General features: G+C 41.2%; 7 protein-coding genes. 5 read left to right on the top strand and 2 right to left on the bottom strand.

Going from position 1 to position 12,883, the window contains the following annotated elements; all coding sequences use genetic code 11:
• Positions 1-1,100: 1,100 nt before the first annotated feature.
• A complete protein-coding gene (locus C3B55_RS03910) occupies positions 1,101-1,817 on the bottom strand; it encodes a 4'-phosphopantetheinyl transferase family protein (RefSeq protein ID WP_129211640.1) in 717 nt (238 codons plus the stop codon).
• A gap of 1,585 nt (positions 1,818-3,402) precedes the next feature.
• Positions 3,403-6,033 (bottom strand): ribonuclease E, encoded by a 2,631-nt coding sequence (gene rne / locus C3B55_RS03905; RefSeq protein WP_129211929.1) that lies wholly within the window; start codon positions 6,031-6,033, stop codon positions 3,403-3,405.
• Between the two features lie 739 nt (positions 6,034-6,772).
• Between rne and rluC the strand changes: the two genes are divergently transcribed.
• The 5 genes from rluC to fabD all read left to right on the top strand — a co-directional run bounded on the left by rluC (position 6,773) and on the right by fabD (position 12,876).
• Positions 6,773-7,738, top strand: a complete 966-nt coding sequence (rluC, locus tag C3B55_RS03900) for a 23S rRNA pseudouridine(955/2504/2580) synthase RluC (RefSeq protein WP_129211638.1) — start codon at positions 6,773-6,775, stop codon at positions 7,736-7,738.
• 672 nt (positions 7,739-8,410) lie between these two features.
• Entirely contained in the window at positions 8,411-9,394 is a 984-nt protein-coding gene (locus tag C3B55_RS03895) for a S49 family peptidase (protein ID WP_129211636.1), read from the top strand.
• A 706-nt stretch (positions 9,395-10,100) separates the two neighbouring features.
• Positions 10,101-10,631, top strand: a complete 531-nt coding sequence (locus tag C3B55_RS03890) for a YceD family protein (RefSeq protein ID WP_129211927.1) — start codon at positions 10,101-10,103, stop codon at positions 10,629-10,631.
• 13 nt (positions 10,632-10,644) lie between these two features.
• Positions 10,645-10,827 (top strand): 50S ribosomal protein L32, encoded by a 183-nt coding sequence (gene rpmF / locus C3B55_RS03885; protein ID WP_129211634.1) that lies wholly within the window; start codon positions 10,645-10,647, stop codon positions 10,825-10,827.
• A 1,110-nt stretch (positions 10,828-11,937) separates the two neighbouring features.
• Positions 11,938-12,876 carry an ACP S-malonyltransferase gene (gene fabD / locus C3B55_RS03880; protein ID WP_129211631.1) on the top strand — a complete coding sequence of 313 codons (939 nt, stop codon included), beginning with the start codon at positions 11,938-11,940 and terminating at the stop codon, positions 12,874-12,876.
• Positions 12,877-12,883 lie beyond the last annotated feature (7 nt).

Here is a 12,883-nt window from a genome sequence, read left to right as displayed (position 1 = left end):
TCAGTCTATTTTAAGCTATGGAAGTTAGCCTATTGTATCAAATAAACTTATATCTGACACAGTCAGCTGATACTGGTTGCATTGATCAAGCTAACTTTGATTGGTTGTATTATATATTTAGTAATGTGCTGGCTTTAGCTTTGGATAAAAAGCTTGAAAGTGATGGCTACGTATAGCGTCAACAGTAACCAAGAAAAGTATGCAACTGCATGTGGTACTTTTCGATACAAAACGTGTGGTTAATTGTTATTCCTTTAATAGGATGACCGAACACTTACAATAATTGTTAGCGATTTAGCGTGAACTAGTTTTGGTACCTGCTTACCAATATGTACACCTCAAGTGATAAATGTTCTTACTTTACTGCCATAGAGATGATCGGCGTAGCTGATATTCCAGTAGTATGGTTTGCGCAAATTTATCATAAAGTATCGATGTCAATATAAAAGATCTAAATATTTAGACTGATAAAATACTGACGCATGCCTATTTAAAGCAAGGCTGACAGAAGCTGCATTTTTTAGCGTTTCAATCTTGATGCGTTGTGCTCGAATGTGATGATTGACGAATTGTCGCCACTACGTGTCAGTGTGCAGTGTAGTATCTGCTAGTTTTTGTAGTATTATTATTTCTTTAATATACATGTTAAACTATATTAGTTACACTAATTTTTGTGAAGTCTTATTCACATAAAATCTATGTATCGTAGCTATAAGTGAAGGTTCTTACTAGTTATCAGATATACTGAGTGTATTGCTGCATCAATGTAGCAGATAGCAGTTCCAAGTATGCACGACTGCATTTGGAGGGTACATTCATGCTATTTATGCTGTTTCCGCATTTAGATTACAGCTGCATGAATGCCTTGTGTAGTACAAGGTTGAGTTTGTCAATTTTGTAGTAGAGTCTTTATTGCTACAGAGGCAAAGCTTTAATTCGTAAGATTAAGAGTATGGATAGCTAATGTTTTATGTTTCATTGATATATGGAGTTACATAAATTATAATATAGCTCTATCCTATAGACGACGACTAGACAAATCAGCATTTTTAAATAATATCTTCTAGATTTAAGAGCCATCTGTCTATTATAGCAGTATATTAGGCGCCTATAGCTACCAGGCTAAACAATTGCCCCCTGCTTATAGCAAACTGTCCTTCTAACTTCCTGCCATAGAACCACGTGGTAGACAGATCTTTAAGCAGCTGTAGCTGTACAAGCCCTGTTTGCGACCATTTTAACACTTCGGCATGCTCAAAATAGAAATGTTTTTGCACAATTGGATAAAGCGCTTTAAAGAGGCTTTCCTTAACCGAAAACGTCATTGTAACTAACAAAGCAATTTGTTCGTGTGGTAAGGTAGCCATGCGCAACAACTCATTAGTGGTAAGAATTTCTTCGGCTAAACATTCCGCCCGATTAATTGTTAGCACATTCTCTAGATCTACTCCTAGTCCGCACCATTGCGTCTTATGCCCAACAATAGCCGCTGCATGTCCTGTATTGTGAGTGATTGAGCCACTGATATGCTCAGGCCACACAGGTGCTCGATCCTTACCTAGAGCTGGTACATAATCTAGCTGATCGAGTTTTTGTAGCGCTGCACGGGCACATAAGCGGCCGATAAGGAATTCTGCCTGACGCTTGACTATAGAGCGTTGAATACTGACCGGTAACGGCACAGCGCTGCGCTGGAAATCACCGTCGATCAATAAGGTAGAGTCAAATATTGTACTCAGTAATACTGTGCCTGGCACCTGGATTGGTAGTGGCCAATGTGCATTAAGTGGGGTGCAGCAAGCTGGTAATGGTGTCATGTATGATTTTTGCATCAGTAAGTGCACTAGTGGGTATCTAGCATTAGTTGAGGTTAGCTTCAGAGCTAGTTTAAGTTGAGTGGCTTATGAGTATCTACGTAAGTCTAGGCTTAAACAGTTAAAACTGTTGAGGTAAGCCTTATGACTGCTATCATAAGGCTTAAATGTGCAGTGTTATTTACACTGAGTGCTACTGTTTTAGTTTTAGGCTTTGTATAGTGTTTATTAGTCGCCAATGGCAAGCAAATTAAAAAAATTTAGCAATTTTATTTATATTGATCGTGTTAACACTCGATTAAGCGTATAGTCATCTTATGTCATTAAGTCAGTCTTTAGGTATGACTATACCTGTAACTTGCTTCCTATGATACTTGATCATGCTATCACAATAGTATGAAACTATGCCGGCAAGACTTAGTATAACTAAAATGATATTTTTTCTTGTATGGCATTTAAATTTCTATAGAGAATCATGACAAAGCGGCTAATCATTAAAATAAGGCGCTGCCTCACTAGTCATGAATACCAGTCTAACCGCTAACTGGCATACAGTTGCAGCTTTGGATACTGTATGAGCTGCTCTGTAGCAGACTAGTGAACTTAACCATCTAGTAGAATTGATCATGGCTTATTGCTGCTAGACCTCAAACGATAATAGGCGTTCTTGTGTAGATAGTTGCTGGTGCGATTATCTATAAGTATTGAATACTTGATTGTATAGCTATCAGCAATGAGTTGCTTAAGGTTGCCTAATAGAATCGCTCTACTACAAAAACAATTTATTATCTAGATTTTATTGAAGATGATGATCTGTCGCCTGCATCAGAATAAAAGACCTGGCTATATTTAATACGATAAGCACTGTGCGCAGCTTGGCCTCGCATGTTATTACGCTAATTTTCTCACTTATAAGTGAAAGTAAGTGCTTATTGATTTTGGTGTAGTTTTCAGTTAAACGCTTTAATTGATTAACAGCTATGAGTTGATTGATAGTTCCTAATTTAAAAGGTTATCTGTCATAGTTTTTTTGCAGACAACTAAGGAAAATCTTAACTATAAAGTTGCGCTATAATAGATGTAGTAATGAGTTTACGTAGACCCGTAAGGTTAATTGATCAGAAGTTTTTCATGTATGCGTATAGAGTTTGAGATTAAACTGCTATCTTGATGCAAGCGTAGTGTTTAGTGTTATCGCTCTATCTTTGTGTTTATATGAAGATAGTATCTGTCTGACTAGGACAGTGTAATTATGTAAAATGTTTAGGGATTTTATGGGTAATGGGCTTATAAAAAGATTTTGTAAAATTTTCTTGTAGTTAGAGCGATTTTCATTATTGCTACATATAAGCGTTACTTGGGTTAGTACTTTAACTGTATTTTTGCATAAAAATAGAAATTAAACTTTTAACAATTTTGTTGTCTGTTATTTTAGTATTAGGTTGATCGTCTTAATTTGCTGCTTATCAATAAACAAAGTAACTATTTATTACTTTAAGTATTTTAAACTTAATGTGTGCAGTAGATAAAGGCCCCGCTAAGATTATCTAGAGGGGTTTTAGTGGCTAATTGGATCCAGTGAGGTGGTTTATTGCTCGTGTTCTGCCTCCAAAATCTTTGTGGTGTGTTTAACGGTTGCGCCAGCGACTGGCGCTGGCGCCTTAACTGCCAGCGCAATTGCGGCTTCAGCTTCTTTGCGACGACGACGTACTTCACGTGGGTCGTTTGGTGCACGGCCTTTTTTAGTTGGGGCACTAGCAACCTCTGCCACTGGTTGAGGCGTAATTGTTGGTGCTGGCGCTATAGTGGTCGCTTTGGGTATTAGTGGAACATGTTGAACTTCACGTTCTATTGAGACAACTTCGGGGATAATCGCTACTTTTGAAACTATTGTGGTTTTAAGTTGGGTAGTTACTTCTACGACAGGTGTTTCAACTATATGTGTTTCAGCAATTAGAGTATTTACGGTGGCGGTAGCATATTTAACTGTTTCGTCAGCCTTGGTTTCAGAGGGCGCGCTAATACTAGCGTTAGTAACGTCGTTAGTAATATCCAGGTCTGTAGATAGTTTGCCGTCTTCCTGTCTTGTGTTTATAGTGCTTCTATTCTCGTCTAGCTCTTTCGAATCTTCAACTATACTATTATTCGTATCACGCCGACGCTCACGACGGTTGCTGCGCCGACGCTGGCCACGTGAGCGTCGGCGTGGGCAATTATTTTCAGCATTGTCTTGACTGTCTTCCCGTAGTTGTTCTTCACTGGTTAGTATTGCTTCTTCGTTAACGGTTTTTACAACACCAGCAAAATTAACATCTAGTGGCTTACGCAGTTCACGTACACGCTCTTCACGCATGCTACGTGGCTTACGCAGTTCACGAAGTTTACGTTCTTCGTTACGTTGATCATTGCGGTGATAGCTCTGTTGACGACCATTGCAACGTTTTTTGTTTTGCATCTGAATTTCAGTAGTAGGTTTTTCAATCATAGCTGTAGCTATAGGCTCTTTTTTAGTGGCAAACAGATTGATTAGTGATTTTACCAAATCTTTGAATGGATTGGATCTAGGTACAGTCGTCGGCGCAGTAACTGGCACAGTAATTTCAATTGGAGCAGGTCCATTGGCAAGCGTCTGCACAGTCTTTATGGCTGCTTTCTGGCGAACTAAAGTTCGGGTCGCGGTAGCTGGCTGGATTTCTTCAACCTCAGCCGCAGCTGTAGCGATTTCGTAACTAGCTTGGCCATTCTTGGCTTGGGCTTCTTGACTGTCATCACGTAGACGCCGCACTTCGAAGTGCGGCGTTTCGAGGTAGTCGTTTGGTAAGATAACGATACGGGCACAAGTGCGCAATTCTATCTTGGTTATAGCATTGCGTTTTTCGTTAAGCAGGAAGGTTGCCACTAGGATTGGCACTTGTGCGTGCACTTCAGAGGTGCGATCTTTTAGGGCTTCTTCTTCAATAAGTCGTAGGATTGCCAAAGATAGCGATTCAATATCACGGATGATACCAATACCGTTGCAACGAGGGCACACAATACCGCTGCTTTCGCCAAGTGATGGACGTAGGCGTTGACGAGACATTTCTAGCAGCCCAAAGCGTGAGATGCGACCTACTTGTACGCGTGCACGGTCAACCTCTAGGCATTCGCGGACTTTCTCTTCTATGGCACGCTGGTTTTTAGCCTGGATCATGTCGATAAAGTCAATCACTATCAGGCCGCCAATGTCACGCAGACGCAACTGGCGAGCAATTTCTTCAGCCGCTTCTAGGTTTGTCTGTAAAGCAGTTTCTTCTATGTCGTTACCTTTAGTTGCGCGTGCTGAGTTAATATCTATAGATACTAGGGCTTCTGTTTGGTCAATCACAATTGAGCCGCCGGAAGGCAGTTCGACTGCGCGCTGGAAGGCTGTCTCGATCTGGCTTTCAATCTGAAAACAGTTGAACAGTGGAACGCTATCTTCGTATAATTTAATTTTGCTAGCATACTGCGGCATGACTTGATGGATAAAAGTCATGGCCTCGACTTGCGCTTCAACGCTATCGATAAGTACTTCGTCAATGTCTTGGCGCAGGTAATCGCGGATGGCGCGGATGATTACGTTGCTTTCCTGGTGGATCAAGAGTGGTGTAGAGCGATCAATGGCTGCTTCTTTGATAGAGGTCCACAGTTGCAGCAAGTAATCGAGGTCCCATTGCATTTCTTTACTGCTGCGACCAAGGCCTGCGGTACGAACGATAAGGCCCATGTCGGCTGGTGCGATTAAGCCGCTGATCATTTCACGCAGCTCATTACGTTCTTCACCTTCAATTCGACGTGAAATACCGCCAGCACGTGGGTTGTTTGGCATTAGCACCAAGTAACGACCAGCTAAACTAATAAATGTAGTGAGAGCTGCACCCTTGTTGCTACGTTCTTCTTTTTCGACCTGTACAATAACTTCCTGACCTTCGTTTAGTACATCTTTGATGTTGATGCGGCCTTCTGGGGCTTTATTGAAATATTCACGGGAGATTTCTTTGAGGGGCAAGAAGCCGTGACGCTCAGAGCCGAAATCGACAAAAGCAGCCTCAAGGCTTGGTTCAATGCGAGTAATACGGCCTTTATAGATGTTAGCTTTTTTTTGCTCGCGTGCGCCGGATTCAATGTCCAGGTCATAAAGGCGCTGGCCATCTACCACTGCAACACGCAACTCTTCTGGTTGAGTTGCGTTAATCAGCATTCTTTTCATGTTGTACCGTTGGTTTCGGGCTGCCAAAAAACGGCGTTTAGCGCACACGACTTCTCGCGGTTGGTGTTAGGCGCATCAAGAGTGGTTGACCAACTTCATGTACGTTGCTGAAACTAGTCAATTTTGCTTAGTTTAGCTACGTATGTATTCTGCTTGTTAACGGTGGAGACAAAACACCACATCAACAAACGCTAAAAGTCAGGAGGAGGAATCAACCAGCAACTGTAGACGAGATAAAGCGTCTACGTAGAAGTCTAGTGCTATACATCATCTGATGATTGTACATATCCATTCTACACGTATCCTTGATAATTCGAGTGCTGCCGCGCGCAGAATCCGCAGCGGGGTTGGCATTTTACTGTGTTCTCCAATGGGGAGCCCACGCTCATGGCTAAACAAGACTAGGTATGAGCAATTGTGCCCTCACTTAGCTCTAAATAGGCATTATCTCTAAAGCATTGGTAATGTAGTTATAAATATCAATATAAAAAGCAACTATTTACTTTGCTTTGTACACTCGCCTTAGGTCTCATATTACCTATATTTATTCTAATATAGAATATTTCAAGGTGGTGAAAAACCAGTAGTACCAGCTTAGCGTCTTGATTAAATGTAATGATAGGAGTTAATAATTTGCCGTAAGTTCTCTTTAAATGGCTTTTGTCAACGTTTATGACTATATCAGTAATGATAGTGCTTTAATTACATAAAAATTGTTATCATTAATATCATGATGACTGCTGCCCCTCAAACTCCTAACGTCCAGCATATTGAAGTCTTACCTGAATATGCTGGCCAACGTATTGATAATTTTCTTCTGAGTAGGCTGAAAGGCGTACCAAAGACTTTGATTTACCGCATTTTGCGCCAAGGCGCAGTGCGCGTTAATAGTGGTCGCATTAAGCCAAAGTATAAGCTATATACTGGCGATATCGTCCGTGTACCACCGGTGCGTATGTCTGAGCGTAATGAATCTGTGTCACTATCTTATAGCCTATTACAGCGGCTTGAAGCCTCAATTGTTTTCGAAGATAACAAGTTAATCGCGCTCAATAAACCTTGCGGCATTGCTGTTCATGGCGGTAGTGGTCTGAATTTTGGTGTGATTGAAGCTTTCCGTCAGTTACGTCCGGATGCCACAGAGTTAGAGTTGGTCCACCGCCTGGATCGTGACACTTCTGGTTTACTGATGATTGCTAAAAAGCGTAGTATGCTGCGCTACTTGCATAATGCCTTGCATAGCGATATTGTAGATAAGCGCTATATGGCGCTTGTGCGCGGCAATTGGGCTGGTTCAATTAAGAGCGTGTGTGTTCCGTTATGTAAAAGCAGCTTACGCTCTGGCGAGCGTATTGTCACGGTAGGCGAAAATGGCAAAGAAGCCAAGACCATGTTTAAGGTATTGCATCGCTTCGGTAACTTCGCCACCATGGTTGAGGTTAAACCAATGACCGGGCGTACCCACCAGATTCGCGTACACAGCTTGTACGCAGGTCACTGTATTGCTGGTGACACTAAGTATGGTGAAGAGTATTTCTCCAAGAAAATCTACGACCTGGGTGGTAAGCGCCTATTTTTGCACGCTCATATGCTAACCATACCGCTACCTAATGGTGGCGAGTTAAAGCTTCAAGCGCCGGTTGATGAGATGTGGGCTAAAACTGTGGAGCGTTTGAATTTAGAGCCTCGACTATAAAGCTGCTAATTTTTGATTGAGGTCACACGCTATGTAATTATTGATTTTGATCGTAGAAGTAATGCGCGCAGCCCCAGCCTCCTCTGACTCTTCAGTCATATGCTGATTTAATGGTTAATAGTATTATGAGACTGAACTTGCCTGAGGCAATTCTTACTTTGTACCCTAAAGCTTAGGCCGGTTGAGCCAGATCAAGTATTCCACGTCTATTTATTTCGATTACTTACCATCGCGCCATCGCGTTAAAAAACTACACCTTCACCGTTGCTTAACAGTGTGCTGTAATTGTTTGAGGTCTGTTGTACCAAGTCTTAGCTACTCGGTACACCTGGTTGTTAGCCAGACTAAGGTGCTTAAGTTAACGGTTTAGATAACTGCATGCATCGCCTGCGCTACAAATAAAATAAATAGCAAATATCAATCTTTAATGCTAGAGCAGATTTTACGTATCATAGTTTGGCATTGCCGCCAGACAATAATATTATAGTGACGCTGTTTTAACTTAAAAATAGCTCAAAGTGCAGGCATGAATAGCGTGGTGGCTAATGATTGCGCTCAGTTTGTTAAAACTTTGCAGCAATATAAGAGCTTAAGTAAAATAATTAATCATCTTTCTGAACTGTAAACTTTAGCTTACTGCGAGTCCAAAAAGTTTTTACTGGGGTTAATGGCATGAGTGATGATTGGGGAGCGCTCAAAAAGACTGAAAGCGCTAATGATAAAAGTTGGAAGCTATTGGAAAAAACCATACTAGCTAGCGTTAATGAGCAGCGTCGTGCGCGATACTGGGGGATTTTCTTTAAGTTGCTGACTTTTGCTTACCTGATAGCCATATTAGCGTTATTTAACTCGCTAATAGAAATAGAAAAAAGTGGTAGCCGTAGTAACAACTACATTGCTTTGATCGAAGTACGTGGGATGATTGCAGACAAGGAATCTGCCAGTGCTGACAATATAGTTAGCAGTCTGCGTGCCGCATTTGAAGATTCTAAGGTTAAGGGTATAATTATGCGTATCAACAGCCCGGGCGGTAGTCCGGTACAGTCAGGCTATGTGTATGATGAGATTCGTCGTCTGCGCACTCTGCACCCAGAAACCAAGCTGTATGCAGTTATCTCTGATCTTGGTGCTTCGGGTGCCTATTATATTGCCAGCGCAGCAGATCAAATTTATGCTGATAAGGCTAGCCTGGTTGGCTCTATAGGTATAACGGCAGTTGGTTATGGTTTTGTGGGTACCATGGAGAAACTAGGCGTGGAGCGCCGCACATACATTTCAGGTGAGCACAAATCATTTCTGGACCCATTCCAGCCACAAAAAGCCGATGAAACTCAGTTCTGGCAAAGTGTACTCGACACTGCTCACCACCAGTTCATTGCCAGCGTTAAGCAAGGACGTGGCGATCGTCTACAGGATAAAGATCATCCGGAGTTATTTTCAGGGTTAGTATGGTCTGGTGAGCAGGCATTACCACTTGGTTTAATCGACGGTTTAGGTAGTGTAAGCTCAGTAGCTTGGGATGTGATTGGTGAGAAAGATTTGGTAGATTTCACCGTTCAAGAGTCGCCGCTTGATCGCTTTTCTAAGAAGCTTGGCGCTAGTGTGATAGATAAGCTGGCTTTGTATTTAGGCTTCCAAGGCCAAACTTTTCAGTAAATTTTAAATTATAGAATAATTAATTTAAGAAATTTGCATATTGCAGTCAGATTATCAGACTACTACGTATCAGTAGTACGCTAACTTAGATCTGTAGTGTATTAATGTCTCCAGTGCTGTGCAGCAAGCCACTTTTGCTTAGCCTGTCAGCTTGTATGCCGTTCGCGTATTTATAAGGTTTTTATGCTCATGCTGCTTGGTGTATGTATATAAACGGTAAGCCATTAAATGGTAATGATAGCTCAGCTGATAGGGCTGTATCTTAACTACTGCATCAATCCATAAATAAAGGTGGCTTATGCGTTGGTTACCAGTGATATATTTGCTATAGTCTTGACATGTGTGGGATTTGCTAAATATTCGTTTGCCTATCATAGACAGTCTGATTTAAGCCTACAATCAGATGTCATTAACAGTTAGTAGCAAAAACGTTAGCTGCTTTCGACCAGGTGCCTAACCAGTTCGATAGCTGATTTATTTTCACGATTGCTTTTGTCAGTATTTGGCGAACAGCTTGTGATGGTCAGTGTAGGTGAAATAGCAAGTGGAATCTAGTTTGCAATTTTATGTGATAAGTCGAGCTAGATTCGAACAGTATTAGCGACTATTTTAAAGACAAGATAAATTTTAGTAGTGTGGTTAAGTCGATGTGTATAGTTAAATTTTCTTTGACATGTCTAGGTATGTACTTATAATGTTTACGCCGATGCTAAATAATGCGTTTCCAATTCAAGTTAATCCGTATAAATTAGCTGATAGCAACATTTCTCTTCAAGGTGAAATGTTGCTAGCTTGTTTTGATAGACTTTGCAGCCAGTCTTTCAATACTTTAAATATGGTGCAAATAAAATTTATTTTTAAGCGAGATGAACGTAAGTCTGTAGTAATCAATAGTATTATTAATACTGAAGGGCAAATGGTCTGCCAGCGTTGTCTGGAGCTATTTACCATGCCAATACACAGTAAGTGCAATTATGTTGTAGTGAAGGAAGGTGCAGATACCCAGTCACTACTAAAAGATTATGAAGTGCTGGAACTTAGCGCAGATCATTTGAATCTGCATGAATTGATTGAGGATGAGTTACTGCTTGCATTGCCTATCGTGCCTGTTCATAATGCGGAAGAATGCCAGCAGCCGACATGGCTAAATGCTGAACCTAAATTGAGCGATAACGAGATAATACGGTACAGCCCGTTCAGTATATTGGCACAGTTTAAGCATAACTTAAACGTTTAAGAGTTAAGCAATCATGGCTGTTCAACAGAACAAAAAATCTCGCTCTGCCCGTAATATGCGCCGTTCGCATGACGCTCTCAAGGCTAACACCTTGTCCATAGAAAAGACTACTGGTGAAGTTTACCGCCGTCACCACGTATCGCTAGAAGGCGTATATCGTGGCCGTAGAGTGATTATCAAAGGCACTATTAAGTGATTAATTGCTTATTAGTGCAAATATCGTTGCGATGATATGCAAGTACTTGGTCATAGTCTCTTTAATATTATTAGTGTTCTTATTACCAGTTTGTCTGCTATGTTATCATTAAATACGATCATTGTAGATTAGCTTTTTATTCTTTAAAAAACTATGACCTTTGAGCTTTTTTTAACAAAAAGTATGCGCGTTTAATAGTTACAGCAGCCAGTAAAACTATAATAATGAATAAAAACTGATGTCAGCCTGAACGGTAAGTTTAACTCTTCAATGTTGGTGACTCTGGTCTATTGAGTGATAAGCAACAATCTTAAGACTGGCAGGTTGCCATGTGTCGGCCTACCAATTGACATGGTGGTGTGCATGGTATTGCAGCTTCATGTATTGAAGACGTCTCCTTGTATTAATTAGCCTAGCTATATATTTATGGTGATTTTAACTAGGAAACACTATTATCAGTTGCTAGATTTTAGTGTAAACGTCAATTACAGAGTTAAGCATCTGTTACGATTTACGGTAACAGGCTCAGTAGCAGTAAAAGTTTTAGCATAATCTAGCCATGTATTGCGTTGTTTAATCAATATAGGCACCGAAGACATTAAAGGTAAAAATAAGCAGGTTAAGTTGGCTATTACATTGCTTTAAGGTGTGGAGTGGTTGAATCGTATTTGGTTTTGTCGAAGTTTAATGGTGTGTACCGTAAGTGAGATAGATGCGTTGGTATGTAACTGGTTTATCGATAATATTCTGTTTATGCGGTTGCCTGCAGGTTTGTCTTGTATCAGCACAACATAATAGTCAGCACAACATAATAATGTGAGTTTTCTGGAGCTACATGGTATTGCAGTGAAAGATTATAGCTCTATGTATAAATAAATTTTATAGCACGACTGTATGAGTGTTAATCAAAATTCAAGAAAACTTACCGCCATACTTAAGGGTGTGTGGCCTTGAAAGTTTGTTGCTTTAGGCGAATTAGCTAGGAAGTGCTTAAATATAACTGACTAGTTGCATTAACTATTTAATCTGTTCATTCTGTTTATTTTATGAGTTCCCATTGTAGACGTGAGTGTTTTTTGATAATTAGATCATTAGGTGGAGGCTTGTTACATGTCTGCAACCTTTGCATTCGTCTTCCCTGGTCAGGGTTCGCAGTCTATAGGAATGCTGGCTGAGTTAAGTGCGCAATATCCACTTATTCAGGAAACTTTTAAGGAAGCGTCCGATGTTTTAGGTTACGACATGTGGTCACTAACCCAGCATGGGCCGAAAAAGTATCTCAGTCAAACCGATAAAACCCAGCCAGCTATCCTGACTGCTTCAATTGCTTTATGGCGCTTATGGCTATCTAAAGGTGGCGAGCGCCCAGCTTATGTCGCCGGTCATAGTTTGGGCGAATATAGCGCTTTAGTTGCTACTGATAGCGTGTCCTTTGTTGAGGCGGTCAAGCTAGTTGAGCGTCGTGGCCAGTTAATGCAAGAAGCCGTTCCGGCTGGTCATGGCGGTATGGCCGCTATCCTTGGTTTGGATAATATTGTTGTAATTGAAGTTTGCGCTGAAGCGGCACATGATGAAGTCGTTAGCGTAGCTAATTTCAATTCCCCTGGCCATGTAGTGATTTCCGGTACCAAAGCGGCTGTAGTTCGCGCTATTGAAGGCTGCAAGGCTCGTGGTGCTAAACTTACCTTGCCTTTGCTAGTCAGCGTGCCGTCCCACTGTAAGTTAATGCGCCCTGCTGCAGAGCGTTTTGCCGAGTCAATCTTTGCCATTAACTGGCAAACGCCGCAAATTCCGCTAGTACAAAATGTTAGCGCGACTTTTGCTGCAGACCTTAACACTCTTCAGTGCGATCTGCTGAGGCAGCTATACAAGCCTGTGCGATGGGTTGAATTAATCCAGACTTTAGTTGCCAATAGTGTTACTAAGTTAGTTGAGTGTGGTCCTGGTAAAGTTTTAACTGGTTTAAACAAGCGTTGTGCTGACGGCGTGTCGGTTGCTAACCTCAATACTCTGGATGCCTTCGCTGCCGCTCGTGCAGCATTGTCCTGAAAATCTT

It is taken from the genome of Candidatus Pseudomonas adelgestsugas (genome assembly GCF_004124255.1).
In the GTDB taxonomy this organism is placed as follows: domain Bacteria; phylum Pseudomonadota; class Gammaproteobacteria; order Pseudomonadales; family Pseudomonadaceae; genus Aquipseudomonas; species Aquipseudomonas adelgestsugas.
The sequence above is the reverse complement of the archived record's forward strand: the minus strand, read 5'-3'. Positions and strand labels throughout refer to the sequence as shown.

Coding starts and splice junctions, on each gene's coding strand:
- C3B55_RS03910 (WP_129211640.1), bottom strand. CDS start 1,817: ATGACACCATTACCAGCTTGCTGCACCCCACTTAATGCACATTGGCCA.
- rne (WP_129211929.1), bottom strand. CDS start 6,033: ATGCTGATTAACGCAACTCAACCAGAAGAGTTGCGTGTTGCAGTGGTA.
- rluC (WP_129211638.1), top strand. CDS start 6,773: ATGATGACTGCTGCCCCTCAAACTCCTAACGTCCAGCATATTGAAGTC.
- C3B55_RS03895 (WP_129211636.1), top strand. CDS start 8,411: ATGAGTGATGATTGGGGAGCGCTCAAAAAGACTGAAAGCGCTAATGAT.
- C3B55_RS03890 (WP_129211927.1), top strand. CDS start 10,101: ATGCTAAATAATGCGTTTCCAATTCAAGTTAATCCGTATAAATTAGCT.
- rpmF (WP_129211634.1), top strand. CDS start 10,645: ATGGCTGTTCAACAGAACAAAAAATCTCGCTCTGCCCGTAATATGCGC.
- fabD (WP_129211631.1), top strand. CDS start 11,938: ATGTCTGCAACCTTTGCATTCGTCTTCCCTGGTCAGGGTTCGCAGTCT.